This window comes from Pseudarthrobacter sp. Hb11, from assembly GCF_059383655.1.
Window position 1 is genome coordinate 146,255 of the sequence record NZ_JBWZCM010000004.1, and the last position, 14,898, is coordinate 161,152.

The 14,898-nt window shown below is 64.6% G+C and carries 16 protein-coding genes and 1 pseudogene; 8 read left to right on the plus strand and 9 right to left on the minus strand.

The window, feature by feature from the left end:
* Nucleotides 1-112: 112 nt before the first annotated feature.
* Together AC50X7_RS09155 and AC50X7_RS09160 are read left to right on the plus strand one after the other, a co-directional pair.
* Nucleotides 113-1,180, plus strand: a complete 1,068-nt coding sequence (locus AC50X7_RS09155; protein WP_494978717.1) for an FUSC family protein — start codon at nt 113-115, stop codon at nt 1,178-1,180.
* Between the two features lie 39 nt (nt 1,181-1,219).
* Nucleotides 1,220-1,336: pseudogene (locus AC50X7_RS09160) on the plus strand (4-hydroxybenzoate 3-monooxygenase); the annotation flags it as partial.
* Nucleotides 1,337-1,395: 59 nt separating this feature from the next.
* On the opposite strand, the gene AC50X7_RS09165 reads toward AC50X7_RS09160, so the two are convergent.
* A complete protein-coding gene (locus AC50X7_RS09165; RefSeq protein WP_494978718.1) occupies nt 1,396-1,932 on the minus strand; it encodes a TetR/AcrR family transcriptional regulator in 537 nt (178 codons plus the stop codon).
* Between the two features lie 55 nt (nt 1,933-1,987).
* Between AC50X7_RS09165 and AC50X7_RS09170 the strand changes: the two genes are divergently transcribed.
* On the plus strand, nt 1,988-3,040 hold the full coding sequence (locus AC50X7_RS09170; protein WP_494978719.1) for an FAD-dependent monooxygenase: 1,053 nt from the start codon (nt 1,988-1,990) through the stop codon (nt 3,038-3,040).
* On the opposite strand, the gene AC50X7_RS09175 is transcribed toward AC50X7_RS09170, so the two are convergent.
* From AC50X7_RS09175 to AC50X7_RS09195, 5 genes are all read right to left on the minus strand, one after another.
* Nucleotides 3,041-4,837 carry an ABC transporter permease gene (locus AC50X7_RS09175; protein WP_494978807.1) on the minus strand — a complete coding sequence of 599 codons (1,797 nt, stop codon included), beginning with the start codon at nt 4,835-4,837 and terminating at the stop codon, nt 3,041-3,043. It abuts the gene before it with no gap.
* A 23-nt stretch (nt 4,838-4,860) separates the two neighbouring features.
* Nucleotides 4,861-5,925, minus strand: coding sequence for an ABC transporter ATP-binding protein (locus AC50X7_RS09180; protein ID WP_494978720.1), 1,065 nt, complete (start codon nt 5,923-5,925; stop codon nt 4,861-4,863).
* A 45-nt stretch (nt 5,926-5,970) separates the two neighbouring features.
* The gene (locus tag AC50X7_RS09185) at nt 5,971-7,050 is read right to left on the minus strand and encodes an extracellular solute-binding protein (RefSeq protein WP_494978721.1); all 1,080 of its coding nucleotides are present in this window, start codon (nt 7,048-7,050) and stop codon (nt 5,971-5,973) included.
* Between the two features lie 236 nt (nt 7,051-7,286).
* Nucleotides 7,287-7,721, minus strand: coding sequence for an acyl-CoA thioesterase (locus tag AC50X7_RS09190; RefSeq protein ID WP_307097645.1), 435 nt, complete (start codon nt 7,719-7,721; stop codon nt 7,287-7,289).
* A 76-nt stretch (nt 7,722-7,797) separates the two neighbouring features.
* The gene (locus tag AC50X7_RS09195; RefSeq protein ID WP_494978722.1) at nt 7,798-8,301 is read right to left on the minus strand and encodes a GNAT family N-acetyltransferase; all 504 of its coding nucleotides are present in this window, start codon (nt 8,299-8,301) and stop codon (nt 7,798-7,800) included.
* Nucleotides 8,302-8,445: 144 nt separating this feature from the next.
* Between AC50X7_RS09195 and AC50X7_RS09200 the strand changes: the two genes are divergently transcribed.
* The 3 genes from AC50X7_RS09200 (at nt 8,446) to AC50X7_RS09210 (ending at nt 10,271) form a co-directional block, all read left to right on the plus strand.
* Nucleotides 8,446-8,958: a MarR family winged helix-turn-helix transcriptional regulator gene (locus AC50X7_RS09200; protein WP_494978723.1), complete on the plus strand. Its 513-nt coding sequence runs from the start codon at nt 8,446-8,448 to the stop codon at nt 8,956-8,958.
* 81 nt (nt 8,959-9,039) lie between these two features.
* Entirely contained in the window at nt 9,040-9,348 is a 309-nt protein-coding gene (locus tag AC50X7_RS09205) for a hypothetical protein (RefSeq protein WP_494978724.1), read from the plus strand.
* Entirely contained in the window at nt 9,345-10,271 is a 927-nt protein-coding gene (locus tag AC50X7_RS09210) for a serine/threonine-protein kinase (RefSeq protein WP_494978725.1), read from the plus strand. Before AC50X7_RS09205 ends, AC50X7_RS09210 begins: the two co-directional genes overlap by 4 nt.
* Here the strand turns inward: AC50X7_RS09210 and AC50X7_RS09215 are convergent.
* Both AC50X7_RS09215 and purB read right to left on the minus strand, forming a co-directional pair.
* A complete protein-coding gene (locus AC50X7_RS09215) occupies nt 10,268-10,942 on the minus strand; it encodes a histidine phosphatase family protein (protein ID WP_494978726.1) in 675 nt (224 codons plus the stop codon). The two genes, AC50X7_RS09210 and AC50X7_RS09215, sit on opposite strands and share 4 nt — an antisense overlap.
* Before the next feature lie 100 nt (nt 10,943-11,042).
* Complete coding sequence (purB, locus tag AC50X7_RS09220) at nt 11,043-12,485, minus strand: adenylosuccinate lyase (protein ID WP_494978727.1); 1,443 nt, start codon at nt 12,483-12,485, stop codon at nt 11,043-11,045.
* A gap of 174 nt (nt 12,486-12,659) precedes the next feature.
* On the opposite strand from purB, the gene AC50X7_RS09225 reads away from it, so the two are divergent.
* Both AC50X7_RS09225 and AC50X7_RS09230 read left to right on the plus strand, forming a co-directional pair.
* Nucleotides 12,660-12,962, plus strand: coding sequence for a hypothetical protein (locus tag AC50X7_RS09225; protein ID WP_494978728.1), 303 nt, complete (start codon nt 12,660-12,662; stop codon nt 12,960-12,962).
* Nucleotides 12,962-14,296: a hypothetical protein gene (locus AC50X7_RS09230; protein ID WP_494978729.1), complete on the plus strand. Its 1,335-nt coding sequence runs from the start codon at nt 12,962-12,964 to the stop codon at nt 14,294-14,296. Before AC50X7_RS09225 ends, AC50X7_RS09230 begins: the two co-directional genes overlap by 1 nt.
* A 63-nt stretch (nt 14,297-14,359) precedes the next feature.
* Here AC50X7_RS09230 and AC50X7_RS09235 read toward each other — a convergent pair whose 3' ends face one another.
* On the minus strand, nt 14,360-14,782 hold the full coding sequence (locus AC50X7_RS09235; RefSeq protein ID WP_494978730.1) for a phage holin family protein: 423 nt from the start codon (nt 14,780-14,782) through the stop codon (nt 14,360-14,362).
* Nucleotides 14,783-14,898: the final 116 nt, after the last annotated feature.

Below are 14,898 nucleotides of genomic sequence, written 5' to 3' on the forward strand. Positions count from 1 at the left end.
CGTTCCATTCAGGGGAACGCTGCGACCGGTAGTGGAGCGACGCAACGTAGGATTTAGCAGGAACGTCAGCGCGGCCGCCCGCCAGAAGTCCACCCCGCAGGAAGGCCGCCCCGTGAAGCTGGTCGTTGAGATGTTCCGCATCGGTCCCGGCAATAAGGACCACCACCCGGCGCTGAGGTGCGCCGTGGGCGTCTTCGTTCCGCTCCTCACGTTGGTACTCCTAGGCCGGCTGGATTTGGCGATTTTTGCGTCCTTTGGCGCGTTCACTGGCATCTATGGCCGCGGCGAAGCCCACGGAACCCGGTTCGTACTGCAACTGCGGGCGGGACTGCTGATGCTCGCGGTCATCCTGCTCGCAACCCTCGCTGCCAGCGCAACGGCCGCCCTGGAGCTGGATGGTGCCGGCGCCGCGTGGCTTCTGGTTCCGGCCACCACCCTGGTGGCCGGTGCGTGCTCGCTGATCATCTCCTGGTGGCGGATGCGCCCGGCCGGCTCGCTGTTCCACATCTTTGCGTTCGCGGCCATCGCGTCCATTCCCAACCAGCCACCCCTGTGGCAGACCATGCTGGTGGCCGTTCTCACCACGGTGTTCTGCCTGCTCATCGGCTTCTCCGCCAGGGTCCTGCCCAGCCGCCGGACCCCCTGGATCCGGCCGTTGCCGGTCCGCCGCACGCCGAACGAGAAGCGGGCCGCCTTGCTGGAGGGCCTCGGCTACCTCCTGGCTGCCGGGCTGGCCGGCGTACTGGCAACCTGGGCGGGACAGCTGTTGGGCTTCGGGCACAACTACTGGGCCATGGTGGCGGCCGTTGTGCCGTTGGTGGGGCATACCACCAGGCACCGCGTCCGCCGCGGGGTCCAGCGAATCATCGGCACCGTCCTGGGCCTGGTGATCCTGGCCGGGATTGTGCTGCTGAACCTGGAACCCTGGCAGACGGTGTTGGTGATGGCCCTGTGCCAGTTCGGCGCGGAAATGTTCATCATCCGCCAGTACTTGCTCGCCCAGCTCTTCGTCACGCCCCTGGCCCTGATTTCCACCCTCCTGGTGGTCCCGTCACCGCCCGCCATCCTGCTGCGCGACCGCATCATCGAAACGGTGATCGGGGCTGCCGTCGGGATCGCCGTGGTGCTGGCGCCGGAAGTATGGCGCCGTGTTCGGGAACGGACGACGGCGGTGCTTTAGCGGGTGCCCCTGCGCCCCTGGGCACGGCGCAGGTAGGCCCGCGTGCTGCGCGGCGGAGACCGGCACGACGGCATGGAACTGCGCTTCAACGGCGAAACCCACCGGGTCGACTTCAAGGAGCTGGTGGGGGAGTCCGTATGGCTTTACCCGCAGACTGGCACGACGGCGGGCTGCGCCGGCTGCGGCGGACGGTCGCCGTCGAGCGCGGGCCTGAGCTAGCCCAGCAGCCGCCGGATCGCCGCCGCGATGGCGGCTGCGTCCGGCTCCTCGTCCCGCCTGACGGTTAGCAGGTGGAGAATCAGACCGTCGCCGTAGTCCGCAACGTCGCGTGCCCGGGCCGCTGCGTCGGCTAAACCCAAGGCGGCAAGGGCCTGGTCCAGGCCGCCCACCAGCAGGTAATGGCCAGCGGTCACTGCCTCGGGCCGGTCCAGCGAAAGGGCCAGCCGGGCCCGCGTGAGACCCGCGTGCTCCCCGGCCAGCGCCAGCACCATTGCCGCCAGTTGCGCCGCCAGTTCTGTGACGTTGGACGGAGGGCCGGCCGGGCCGACGTTCTGGAGGAGGTCGGCATCAAGCTCCAGCAGGCGGTCCAGCACCGCCTCAACGAGGGCTGCCCGGTTGCGGTAGTAGTTGGACGTGGTGCCTTCGGCAAGGCCTGCCGCCGCATCCACCGCGCGGTGGGTAAGGCCTTTCATGCCCTTATCCGCCACCACGGCCAGCGCGGCATCGAGCAGTTGGGGGCGGCGGTCGGGCATGGAGCCAGTCTAATGACACTCTTCCCATTCACTACAAACGTAGTAAAATAGCGGGATGGAAACGATCTCGATCGTTGGAGGCGGCATCGCAGGGCTGGCTCTGGCTGCCTGCCTGGACCCGGAGCGCTTCGAGGTGACCGTTTACGAGAAGCGGCCTGAGTTGCCTGCTGTGGGAAGCGCGCTGGGCATGTGGCCAAACGCGCAACGGGCGCTTGCCCGGGTGGGCGTGCTGGATGAGGCACGGTCCGTTAGTCCGGTGATCGGCAGCGGATCGGTGCGCAGCCCGGATGGCGAGCCTTGGGTCACCGTCGATGCCGGGGAGATGTTCGGCATTTCCCGCATTGACTTGCTGCGGTTGCTCCACGCTGCTGTGCCGGCGACCGTCCGCCGGGTCACGAGCCATCTGCGCGAGGTGCCCGCTGACGGGGGACTGGTGGTTGGCGCCGACGGCGTTCACAGCGTGGTCCGCCGCCAGGTCTGGGGCGCTCGTACAGAGGCCCGCCTCACCCCATACCTTGCCCTCCGCGGCACTCTCCCTTCTCCTGTCAGCCGGGACGAGGTGGGCGAGTACTGGGGCCGCGGTGACTTGTTCGGCATGGCCGCCGCCCGGGGCGGTTCCTTCTGGTACGCCAGCTACCGGTCCGGGCTTGGCCCTTACGGAATTGAGGTGGCGACAACACTGGAGCAGGCCCGGCAGCGCTACGCCACTCACGCGCCCGCCATTCGCCGTGCGCTTGCCGCAGCCACTCCGGAATCCTGCCTGGTCCAGCGGCTCTGGACAGTTCCGCACTTGCGCTCCTACGTCCGCGGCAGGAATGTGCTCATTGGCGACGCCGCACACGCGATGATGCCAACCCTGGGCCGCGGTGCCTGCGAGTCGTTGGTGGACGCAGTAACACTGGCCGGCCTGCTCAACACGCTGCCCGAAAGCCAGGCGCTCCGCGCCTACGACCGGCAGCGGTGCCTGAGGACCGGAGCCCTGAGCCTGGCGTCCTCGGCACTCGGGCGCATCGCTTTGGCCGAGGGCGGCCAGCCCCTTCGTGACCGTTTGCTCAATATGGCCCGACGGCGGCAGGCGCGTGCCGCCGTCGTAAGCGGTTCCGGCTGATCACCGCACCGGCGCGGCCGGGAGCTTACTGTCCTCACCGGCTACGGAAGCGCCGGAAACAGGGGGCGCCGCGGCGGAAGCGGGCGGTGGAACCGCGGGGAGCCGCTTCTTCGTTGACCCCTGACGGCGGGACCGGCCGTACACCAGGTACATGGTGACGCCGGTGATGACCATCAGGAGCACGGTGTAGACGAAGGTGTTGGCTACACCTTCCACGCCTTCCGCCCCGTCCGTGTTGTTCTTAATGACCAGGCCCAGGGGCTGGACCAGCGGGTGGGCGAGGAAGATGGCGGTGTCGTAGTCATCCAGCAGGCTGTTGAAATTCAGGGCCGCGATGGCGGCGGCCGCCGGCAGCACCAGCGGCAGGAGGATCCGCCGGAACACGTACAGCGTCTTGGCCCCCATGATGGCCGCCGCTTCCTCGAGCGACGAATTCACCGAGGCGAAGGAGGCCTTGAGCATGCGGAGCGTGAACGGGATCTTCACCGTGACAAAAGCGATCAGCAGAATCACGGTGGTTCCGGTGAGCACTGCTCCACCCACCAACGGATTCGGGTGGTCGTAACTGATGATCAGGCCCAGGGCCAGCAGCGCCGACGGCAGGATCCAGGGAATGTGCAGCAGGTATTCGAAGACGTTGGCCACCCAGTTCCTGTACTTCTGCAGCAGCCGGGCCACGAAGAGCAGGCCACCGACGGCGATCAGGGCTGCCAGGGCGCTGTACACAACACTCACGATGAACGGCCGCAGTCCGGACGGCTGGGTCAAGACCCGCACGTAGTTGTCCAGCGTCAGGCTGCCGAAGGTGAGTTGTCCGGTCTGGATGGCGGCGCCGTCCGCGAACGAATACAGGACGATGAGCACCACCGGAAGGGTGTACACGGCAAAAAGCAGGTAGGCCACGGCGTGGACGGCCACGTTGGCCACCGGGCTGGAGATGTCCTGCTTCTGCAGGGCAGATGAAACCTTTGACACCGAAAAATAGGTGCCGCCCTTTTCGAGGCGGGACATCACCGCGAGCATCAGGATGGTGGCCACGCCCAGGATAACTGCGAGCAGTGCCGCCAGATCCCGGGAAGTGGGGCTGTTGGTGAATGTCAGGATCATCGGCGTGATGGTCTGGAAGTCCCGCCCGCCCAGCACCTGCGGGGCGCTCAGCGCACCAAGACCGGTGAGGAAGGACAGGATGGTCACGGCGAACAGCGTCGGCTTGAGCATGGGCAACACCACCCGCCGCAGGATGGTCCAGGGTGAAGCGCCAAGGTTTTTGGCGGCTTCGACGGTTTGGTAGTCAATGCCCTTCAGTGCGTTGGCCACAAACAGCATGTGGTTGGTGGTGGTGGCAAAAGTCATCACCACCAGGACCGCAAAGAACCCGGAGAACCACGCCGGGTCCATGGCCGGAAAGATCTTCACCAGCAGCGACGTGACAATTCCCTTGTCCCCGTAGATGAATTTGTAACCGGCTGCCAGCACGATGCCGCCGTAGATAAAGGTGGAGGCGTAGCCCAGGAAGAGGATCCTGGAGCCGCGGATCCGGAAGTAATGCGTCACGAGGACAATAAAAATCCCCACCAGGTTCACCGTGACGGACAGCGCCACCGCCAGCAGGAAGCTGTTCCCCAGGGCTGTCATGGCGCGCTGAGATGAGAAAAGCTTCTCTGCCGCCCGGCCGGAGAAATTGCCGTCCGGAAAGAAGGTGGCGATCAGGACGTTGACGTTGGGCCACACCAGGAACGCCGCGATGAACCAGGTCAGCACAACCCCAACGACCAGGACGAAGGGGGAGCGGGCCATGCTGCGGGCCGGTGTCCCGCCCGTCACAGGGCTACCGCCTGGTCTTCCCGTGTGAGGGCGGCGCCGGTGCCGGGATGGTACTGCAGGACATGTCCAGGCTGGACATAGACGGTGGTTTCCGTGCCAGGCCCGGGGTGGGCTGCGCCGTCCTCCCGGACCAGCAAACGGATTTCCGCGCCATGGCTCCGCACCACGTACCGGCTGTGGAGGCCGTGGTAGGTGCGGGAGACCACCGTTCCGGGAAGTCCGACGGCGCCGCTCCCGTCCGCCGCAGGGCTCAGGGACGCCTTTTCCACCCGGAGATAGGAATTGGCATCCGTGCTGAGCCCTGCCCCGGTGAGCCGGTTCAGCTCCGCTGCGAACTCGGGCGTCAATGCGGAGCTGTCCCCGATGAAGTTGCACACGAACTCGGTGGCCGAGTGATCGTAGATCTCCTGCGGAGTGCCCACCTGTTCCACCACGCCGTTGTTGAAAACAGCCACGCGGTCGCTCATCGCCAGTGCCTCGTCCTGGTCGTGCGTGACATAGACGGTGGTGATGCCGAATTGGCTTTGCAGGTCCTTGAGTTGCCGCCGCAGCTGGTGCCGGAGCTTGGCGTCCAGGTTGGACAGGGGCTCATCCAGCAGCAGGATCTTGGGCCGCAGCACCAGTGCACGCGCTACTGCCACCCTTTGTTGTTGACCTCCGGACAGCTCTGCCACGTTCTTCGACAACTGCTCATCGCTGAGCTCCACTCGCCCGGCGATGTCGCGGACCAGGCGGTCGCTGTCCGCCGGTTTCTCCTTCCGCACCCGCAGCCCGAACGCGATGTTCTCCCATACGCTCATGCTGGGGAACAAGGCATAGTTCTGGAACACCATGCCCACCTGCCTCTTGTCGCTCGGAAGCCGCGTCACGTCCTTGCCGTCCACATGGACACTCCCCCCGGAAGGCTGGATAAAGCCCGCCAGGGTGCGGAGCGCCGTCGTCTTCCCGCACCCTGACGGACCCAGCAGGGTGAAGAACTCGCCGGGCTGGACGTGCAGGTCCAGGTGCGGGATGGCGGTGAAGTCACCAAAGGTCACTTTGATGTTGTCCAAGCGGATCATGGCAAACCTGTCTGGGAAGCGGGTGGGATGGCCGGTAAGCGGTTGCTACGTCATGTACTCGAGCTCGATCTTCTCCACCCAGGCGCCCATGTTCTCCTGGACAAATTCCCAGTCGATGTCCTGCTGCTTGAGGTCTGCGAAGAAGGCCACCACCTCCGGGTTGGCTTCTGCTTCGGCAGCCTTGTTCACCGGCATGGAGTTGAACTGCTTGGCAAACTCGCCCTGGACCTTGGCGCTGCCGAACCAGTCGATGAACTTCTGCGCCTGCTCCTTCTTCTCGGTGCCCTTCACCAAGGCGATCTGCTCCACGGCAAGCGGCACTCCGACGGAGGGAATCACCGTTTCAACGTTGACGCCGAAGGACTTTTCCCGCTCGGCGATGATCGAGGACGGCATCTGTCCCATGTCCACTTCACCGGAGGCGATGCGGGCAAAAAGGTCTGTTTTGGCGACGGCGGGGCTGCCGTTCTGGAAGTACTGCTCAACCTGCTTCCAGCCTTCATCTGAAATGCCAAGATCGCCGGCGTCATCCCGGTAACGGCTCAGGATGCCGGCGAAGACCAGCTGCGCCGTGGCAGTGCCCAGGCCGGTGACGCGCTCGTAGCGGTCCTTGAGCTCGTCCTTTGTCCACAGGTCCGTCCAGTCCTGCGGGGCGGCGTCCTTGGAAAGCTTGTCCGAGTTGTAGCCCAGGAGGATTGCCTGCTTGACCAGCGGCCAATAGGTCTCGCCGTCGCCCAGTTCCTTGTCCACTTCGCCGGCCCAGGCAGGCTCATACGGCTCAAGGGCGTCTTGGGCTTTGACCTGCGAGAAGTACATGTTGTTCAGCCCAAAGGCCACGTCTGCGATGGGGTTGTTCTTCTCCGCGATCAGCTTGTTGGTGGCGTCTGCGCCGCCGGCACCTACAATCTCGATCTTGTAGCCCGCCTCGGCGGCCTTTTGGGTCCACCACTCGCCGCGGCCTTCACCGTTGGAGTTGGTGTAGACAACAAGGGTCTCCCCTGAACCGCCTGCCGGTGCCGACGAGGCGTCACCGGAGGCCGCTGGTGTTGCTGTACCTCCGCCGCCGCATCCGGCGAGGAGGGTGGCGGCGACGGCCGCGGCAACCAAAGTCTGGAATTTACGCACGATCAGGACTCATTTCTGGACTGGAATCGGAGCATGTCCGGCCAGCCTATAGCCGGGCACGCCGAAAGTCGGGCTGTCTTGCTATCGATTCGATAAACAGCCGGGCTGTCCACTCTGCTCCAGTTGCAGGAACGGGTGGTGCCGCCTACGTGAACGAAAGGTAAATGCTGCAGCTGCCGCGCCGCCGTCGGCCGTCCTGCTCTGTGGCGATACCTGCCCTGAGTCCTGCTCCGCCGTCAGTCCTGCTGGAGTGTGTCTGTCAGGTGATGCGTCGGGATCCGGTCCCGGTCGTAGGTGATGTCGGTGTAGCCGTGGGGCTCCGGCTTGCCTGAAGGGCTCAGGTTCACGAAAACAATCTCTTCGATGGTGAGGATGCTTTGCCGCGTGATCATGTTCCGGACCTCGGCGCGCATGGTCAGGGACGTCCGGCCGAACCGGGTGGCGGTCAAGCCCATCTCGATCAGGTCGCCCTGGACCGCAGAGCTGACGAAGTTGATTTCCGAGATGTACTTGGTGACAGCGCGTCCATTGCCGAGCTGGAGGATGGCGTAGATCGCCGCTTCCTCATCGATCCACTTCAGCAGGCTGCCGCCGAAAAGGGTGCCGTTGGCATTGAGATCCTCGGGCCGGACCCACTTCCGGGTGCGGAAGGTGATGTCTGCTGATTCCATAGGCCCGAGGTTAGCCGAGCGGCGCCGGCAGCACCGAGTGTGACGGTTTCGTCCACACGTCCCGGTCCCGCCCGCACTACGCCATGGCAGTGTGGGCAGCGCTGCGGGCGTTGATGCTCTTGGCGTAGCAGTAGGAGTGCTTCACGCCGGCGTAGGCACCGAAGTTGGGAACGGCCTCGAAGCCGGAGTTCTCGTAAAAGTTCCGCCCGTCGGGCTGGGCGGAACCGGCTTCCGCCTTGATCCGGGTGATCCCCTGCTTGAAGGCCTCCGCTTCCAGGGCCGCCAGGATGGAGCTGGCTACGCCTGACCCCCGTGTGTAGGGGAGAACGTACAAGCGCTTTATTTCTGCTGTCCGGTCATCCAGGAGCCGCAAGCCGCCGCAGCCAACAGGCTGGCCGGAGCCTTTGTCATACGCCACCAGAAACACCGCGCAGTCAGCGTCCGACGGCGGGCTGCCGGGTTCATGGTCAGCGGTACCAAAGCGGGCATCGAGTTCGGCCTGTTGCGCGCGGCGCAGGTCCGCGCCCACCGGGTTGGACCAGGCAACCTGCCGGATGTTCAGGCGCGGGTTGGTTTGCATGTCTGCCTCGATTCGCCGAAGGGATATGCACACCTAGCGTAGAAGGGTAGGGTTACGCTCTTGTTTCTACCCGGTAAGCGCCGTGAGAACGCCTAATTCCAACTCGCTTGGTTGTCTAGATACAAGCTGGACTAGAATGTTTTTATGCGTTCAACCGGTAATGAAGGCTCTGGCTATTGGTATGGGCCGGACGGGCAGCTGGAGTACAGCGCGGCAGTCCTGAAGTCCCTGCGGGACTATCGTGCTGCTGAGACGGCCGTACGGAGGTCCACCCGCAACTCCATGGGCATGGGCGAGACGGATATCCTCGCCCTGCGCTACCTCCTGCGAATGCAGGCCTCCGGTAAGGCGACGGCGCCGAAGGACTTGAGTCAATTCCTCGGGATTACCAGCGCGTCCACCACTTCGCTGATTGACAGGCTGGTGGGCAGTGGCCACGTACGGCGTGAGGCCCACCCAACGGACCGCCGCTCCGTTGTGGTGGTGCCAACAGTGGAATCCGATAAGGAAGTCCGGGTGACCCTGGGGGCGATGCACCGGCGCATGATGGCGGTTGCGGAAGAGCTGACTGCTGAGGAGGCGCATGTCGTGATCGGTTTCCTGCAACGCATGACCGATGCCCTTGCGGACGTTGATAAAGGGCACGAACAGAAGTAACTAGCGGGACTAGCTAGATGGCCTAGTAATATGTATGCTTACGATCGGTCCTGGAAAATTCCCTCAGCTGGAGTCGTGAGTGTGTTGGTAACTTTTACAGAGCTTGGCGCCCCTGCCGCCTTGTCCAACAAGGCTTCGCAGGACAGCGCGGAGCATGCGGACGGCGCCGCCGTGCACTGCGGAACGGCCATGGAACTGGTGACGCCTGCTGTGGGGCCGGCCGCCGTCGGTTACAGCTTCGAGCCGGACGGCGGCGGGCCTGTCCAGCTGCCTCCGGTCTGGCGCTGCGGCTGCGGGTTTCAGCTCGACGCCTGGTTTTTCTCGCCTTACGCTTCCCATGACCTGGGTGCTTTTCCGGTAGCAGTGCATACCGCGGCCCTCTCCGCATGACTTCCACCGCCGTGGCACCGCAGCATCGCGGTGCTGGCCTTCCTTCCCGGGAGGTGGTGGTGGCTGGCCGTTATGAGCTCAAGGAACGCCTGGGCCGGGGCTCGCTGGCAGAGGTGTTCCGCGCTGCCGACCTTGAGGGTGGTCCTGATGTTGCCGTCAAGGTGGCCGTTGGCGACTCGGAACAGCACTTCGAGCGGATCCGTAATGAAGCCGACGTTCTGGCAGGACTGAACCACCCTTCCATCATCAGATTCATCACCCGGTCCATCATGCCTGCCGCGACCCGTCTCGCCGGCCGTCCGTTCCTTGTTGAAGAGCTGGCGCTCGGCGCAAGCCTGGCCGAGGCAACCCGCACCGGCCTGCCCCGGCCCGGTGACGTTGCCGGCTGGGCCCGCGGCCTTTTCGGAGCGCTTGCCCACCTGCATGGACAGGGGCTTGTCCACCGGGACATTAAGCCCGCCAACCTGATGCTCAGCGGCCTGCGACGGAGTCCGGTGCGCATCATCGATTTCGGCATTGTGGCTGCTGCCGGTGCGGCTCCCGAGCCAGGCATCTCGTCCGGAACGGTGCACTACATGAGCCCCGAGCAGGCTTCGGGCGGACCAGCCCAGGCTTCCTGGGACGTCTACGCCATGGGTCTGGTCCTGCTGGAGCTTCTCACAGGCTCCAGGGCCTTTCCCGGCACAGCCATAGAATCCCTGGTAGCCAGGACACTGCGGAGTCCCGAAATACCGGACTCCCTGGGGCCGGGATGGTGCACCTTTCTCGGCGCGCTGACCGCAATGGACAGCGTTGCGCGGCCGACGGCGGATGAGGCGGCAGTTATGGCAGGGAGGCTTGTACCCCCGGCAGACCAGCAGACCGACAGCGCCTGCCGAAGAATGGCTGTGTTCCCGGCCCGCCGGATCAGGCAGCTGGTTTAGGGCTCCGCCACCTTCCGTCCCATCGGGTCCTCAGCGGTCGGATCAGCAAGTGCCAGTCCGCCCACCGGGCTGCCGTCCCAATGGATCAGACGCCACCCGCTGTCCGGATCACCATCCAACGCGACGATCCCGGTATTGGCCAGCACATGCTTCGCAGCGAACTCGTGGTCTGCGTCCTGGGCCCGGCGCCCGGCCCACGTGCGGATGGCTGCACCATGGCTGATGACTGCTGCCGTTGCCTGCTCCCCGGACGTACGTTCCAGAACGCGGGCAATGGCGGCATCAAACCGCTCGAAGAAATCATGGCCGTCCGGCCCGGCAGGCATCCGCCGGTCAAGATCCCCGGCTGCCCAGGAAATCACTGTCCCCATGTACCGCTTGTGCGACTCGTGGTCCGTCAGCTTTTCCAGTGACCCGGCTTCGATTTCGTGAAGGCCGTCCATCACTTCGACGTCAAGGCTGTGCAGCCGGCCCAGCGGCGCTGCGGTGATCTGGGTTCGCACTAGCGTGGAGGCATAAAGTGCCTCGATCGGTTCGTTGGCCAGCGAACGGGCCAAGGCCTCCGCCTGCCGCTCACCCAGCTCGGTGAGTCCGGGACCGGGGTGGGCGGTGTCCAGTTGGCCGAGCACGTTGCCCGGGGTTTGCCCGTGGCGGATCAGGAGCAACTTCATGCCTCTAGTTTCGCACTTTGAAGCGGGCCGCCTGCTGGGCCACGAGGAAGGGAGCGAAGAAGGCCCCGGGCCTTGTCAGCCCGGCGCCGTCGTCGTACTTCTACCTCAGGTGGTCCACTAGCTGGTCCGCGATGCCGGTGTACTTGCCGGGCGTCAGCGCCAGGAGCCGCGCTTCGGCTTCGGGGGAAAGGCCAAGGCCCTGGACGAATTCCTGCATGCGGGCTGCGTCCACCCGCTGTCCTCGGGTAAGGTCCTTGAGCCGCTCATAGGGGTTTTCCATGCCTTCGACCCCGGCAATTGCCTCGGCGCGCATTACCATCTGGATCGCTTCACCCAGGACTTCCCAGTTGGTGTCCAGGTCCCCGGCCAGGACGTCCTCCGCAACGTCCAGCCGCTCCAGGCCCTTGACTACGTTGGAAATGGCCAGCAGCGAGTGGCCGAACGCCACACCGATGTTGCGCTGGCTCGAGGAGTCGGTGAGGTCGCGCTGCCAGCGTGAAGTGACCAGCGTGGAACCCAGCACGTCCAGCAGCCCGGAGGAGATCTCCAGGTTCGCCTCGGCATTTTCGAAGCGGATGGGGTTTACCTTGTGCGGCATGGTGGAGGATCCCGTGGCGCCGGCAACCGGGATCTGGGCGAAGTAGCCGATGGAGATGTAGCTCCAGATGTCCGTGCAGACGTTGTGCAGGATGCGGTTGAAGCGCGCGACGTCGGCATAGAGTTCCGCCTGCCAGTCGTGGCTTTCGATCTGCGTGGTCAGCGGATTCCAAGTCAGTCCCAGGGCTTCCACGAAGGATCTGGACACCTGCTGCCAGTCGGCGCCGGGAACGGATGCAACGTGGGCGGCGTAGGTGCCGGTGGCGCCGTTGATCTTGCCCAGGTATTCGATTTTCTCGATCCGGTCCAGCTGCCGCGTCAGGCGGTGCGCGATGACCGCTAGTTCTTTGCCGAGGGTGGTTGGAGTGGCGGGCTGTCCGTGGGTGCGGGACAGCATGGGGACGGCGCGGTTGTCCTGGGCCATCTTGCTGATCTGGGCCACGAGTGCGCGCGCCGCCGGAAGCCACACGTCCTCCACAGCGCCCTTGACACCCAGCGCGTAGGAGAGGTTGTTGATGTCCTCGGAGGTGCAGCCGAAGTGCACCATGGCCGTGAGGTTTTCGATGCCAATGGCCGGGAGGCGGCGGCCGATGTAGTACTCCACGGCCTTGACGTCGTGGACCGTTACGGCTTCGATGTCGGCCAGTTCCGCCACTGAATTGCTGTCGAACTCAGTGACGATGGCGCGCAACTGGTCCTGCTGCCGGGCCGTCAGGGGACCGGCGCCCGGAAGGACGTTGTTGCTGGTCAGGTGGATGAGCCATTCAACTTCCACTGCCACGCGGTCGCGGTTGAGCGCGGCTTCCGACAAATAATCCACCAGCGGGGCGACGGCGGACTGGTAGCGGCCGTCCAGCGGGCCGAGCGCGATTTTTTCCGGGGACGCGGCGAGGGCCAGGCGTCCTGAGGGCGTACGGGTGTCAGCTGTGGCGGCGGTTTCAGGCATGTGCTGATTCTTTCATGAACTCCCGCGGCGGCTTTAGCCCTCCCCCGGACGTTACTTGTCCACATAGGCGACGGCGGTGGTTGGGCCGGTGGGTTGTCCTCCGTAGCGTTCATCGCAGGCAAGGCGTGTTGGCCGGCGTCGTGGGTGCAGGCCGCTTCTGGAGAGGGAACAGTGATGGGAAACCAACTGGCGGGGGTGGATTTGCAGCATGACATGCTGCGCGCTTCGCAAGTGGAGCAGTTGGCGGGCCGCATAGCATTCTGCGTTGGCCGCGGAGAGGAGGTGCTGGCCGGCTTCCGGGATGTTCAGTTGCTGGAATGGGAGTCACCGGCCGGCCGTGCTTACCGCGACACGGTTTCTATGCAGTCTGCCGCCTTGCGGCGTGCCCTGGAAGCGCTGATTGAAGCAAAGGCTGCTGTGGAGCGGCATGCCCGCGAGACCTTTACCGCTGGATGCGCCTATCCGGGCAACTTCTGATGGCCGAGGTTGCGCCGTCGGGCAGCGGTCCGATCAGAGTGTTCAGTCCTCCCGACGACGGGATCCTCACCATCCGCGGCGGCGTGGGCGGCATAAGCTTCCAGCTGGAAGAGCTGGCAGCGGGCGCGAAGAAGCTGGATGACCTGGCGGGCGCACTCTCCGAACTGGAGGTTGAAGTCCGACGGATTTGGGAGGACCTGGTTCCCTTCCAAAACCTGCCCCGCTGGTCCGGGACCGTGGCTCTGGGCGCGGTGGGTGAGTCCGGGCGGAGTGTCCAGGCAGTGCGCACCGAGCTGCAGCGAATCAGCGGCCAGGTCCGCGCCTGCACGCAGGAGTACGAAGTGGCTGAGGCCTTTGCGGCCACGACCCGCACGGTTGGCATCTGGGATTTGGGAACTGAGCTGGAAAGTCACGCGGACTTCTGGAGGACAGGCGTCCTCAGCAGAAAAGCCTTTGAGGACATGACAGGTGTGGGGCCGGCCACCCCCATCCTCACGGCCCTGGTGGAAGGTGCGTTTCCAGGAATGCGGCCCCGCCCGCTTGAGGTCCGGCGGGAGGAACGTATTCCCATCGACCTTGATCCTTCTCCTGCCGGGCTGCTCGCGCGGATCCAACTCATTGATGAACGCGGCGGCGGCTTCGTTGAAGTCATCGAGATCGAGAACGGAGGGCAAAAGGTCTACGTGGTGGTGATTCCCGGCACGCAACTCGACGGTGTGGACGAGAATCCATTCGGCCTGAACGGGATAGTGGAAGGAGTAGGAAACGCTTCTGCAAACGTCAATGCGGCCATACAGGAGGCACTGAAGGAAGCCGGCGCCGAAAGAGGAGCCCCGGTTGTGGGTGTCGGCTACAGCCAGGGAGGCATACATGTCATGAATCTGGCAGCGAGCGAGGACTTTTTGGATGAATACAACCTGAAGTACGTGTTGACCGCGGGATCGCCGGTCGCAGGAATCACGCCGGGTCCGGATGTCAGCACGCTCCACATGGAGCATCGAACCGACTGGGTACCCGGCACCGACGGCGCAGCCAACCGGGACACCAAAAACCAGGTCACGGCGACAATGACCAACGATTTGTACCTTCAGACGGGAGAGCGCGTCGGAATCGGTCCCGGCCACCAGCTTGCCGGTTACCAGGACGGCGCCCGGCTCGTTTCAGCGAGCAACGATCCCTCGCTGGTGGCATCCACGGCCGCGTTGGGCGCTGTGATTGGAGCCGGCGGCGCAGCCACTGCCACCCGCTTCTCCCTCACCCGGGCCACGACTCCCGCGCAAAATCTCCACGCGGCAGACACCCGCAGGCAGGAGCGCGGACATGGCGGACGGTAGCGAGGGCTGGCGTGAAATTCCGCGCAGCGCCGTAAAGGCCGGCGCAGCACCACAAGTTCCCAGCTACCGCCGGGCTCCGGTAATGCGGCCGGCAACCAGCGAGATCAGGGTGATGATGATGGCAGCCAGAATGGCAGTCCAAAAGAAGGAGTCAATGGTGAATCGAACCGGGGTGTAGCTGCTGATCCAGGATGTTAGGTAAAGCATCGCCGCATTGATGACGATAGTGAACAGGCCGAGGGTCAGGATGGTGATTGGCAGCGCGAGGAGACCCACCAGCGGGCGGACCAAGGCGTTCACCAAACCGAAGATGACGCCGATGAACAGGTAGGCGAGAACGATTCCGATGGTGTCCGTCCCCTGCGTCACACCGGTTTTTGCCACTGCATCGGTAGCTGCGGAGCTGGAGATCTCCAGCCCTGGCAGTATCCAGCTCGCTACCCAGAGGGCAAGGCCGTTGATCAGTACCCGCGCAATCAGCCGCATAAGGCCAATGGTTGCACACGTCCCTGAGCGTCCTTGCAGGGTTTTCGGCCCTACCGCTGGCCTCTTTTTGCCTGTTTGGCCCGAGACGGGACCAGCAGGTCCCGAAGTGACTTCCA

Bases quoted from the DNA above. Each gene is read 5' to 3' on its own strand.
- AC50X7_RS09235 (WP_494978730.1), bottom strand. From the start codon at position 14,782: ATGCGGCTGATTGCGCGGGTACTGATCAACGGCCTTGCCCTCTGGGTA.
- AC50X7_RS09200 (WP_494978723.1), top strand. From the start codon at position 8,446: ATGCGTTCAACCGGTAATGAAGGCTCTGGCTATTGGTATGGGCCGGAC.
- AC50X7_RS09190 (WP_307097645.1), bottom strand. From the start codon at position 7,721: ATGGAATCAGCAGACATCACCTTCCGCACCCGGAAGTGGGTCCGGCCC.
- AC50X7_RS09170 (WP_494978719.1), top strand. From the start codon at position 1,988: ATGGAAACGATCTCGATCGTTGGAGGCGGCATCGCAGGGCTGGCTCTG.
- AC50X7_RS09215 (WP_494978726.1), bottom strand. From the start codon at position 10,942: ATGAAGTTGCTCCTGATCCGCCACGGGCAAACCCCGGGCAACGTGCTC.
- AC50X7_RS09165 (WP_494978718.1), bottom strand. From the start codon at position 1,932: ATGCCCGACCGCCGCCCCCAACTGCTCGATGCCGCGCTGGCCGTGGTG.
- AC50X7_RS09210 (WP_494978725.1), top strand. From the start codon at position 9,345: ATGACTTCCACCGCCGTGGCACCGCAGCATCGCGGTGCTGGCCTTCCT.
- AC50X7_RS09175 (WP_494978807.1), bottom strand. From the start codon at position 4,837: ATGGCCCGCTCCCCCTTCGTCCTGGTCGTTGGGGTTGTGCTGACCTGG.
- AC50X7_RS09180 (WP_494978720.1), bottom strand. From the start codon at position 5,925: ATGATCCGCTTGGACAACATCAAAGTGACCTTTGGTGACTTCACCGCC.
- purB (WP_494978727.1), bottom strand. From the start codon at position 12,485: ATGCCTGAAACCGCCGCCACAGCTGACACCCGTACGCCCTCAGGACGC.
- AC50X7_RS09195 (WP_494978722.1), bottom strand. From the start codon at position 8,301: ATGCAAACCAACCCGCGCCTGAACATCCGGCAGGTTGCCTGGTCCAAC.
- AC50X7_RS09225 (WP_494978728.1), top strand. From the start codon at position 12,660: ATGGGAAACCAACTGGCGGGGGTGGATTTGCAGCATGACATGCTGCGC.
- AC50X7_RS09230 (WP_494978729.1), top strand. From the start codon at position 12,962: ATGGCCGAGGTTGCGCCGTCGGGCAGCGGTCCGATCAGAGTGTTCAGT.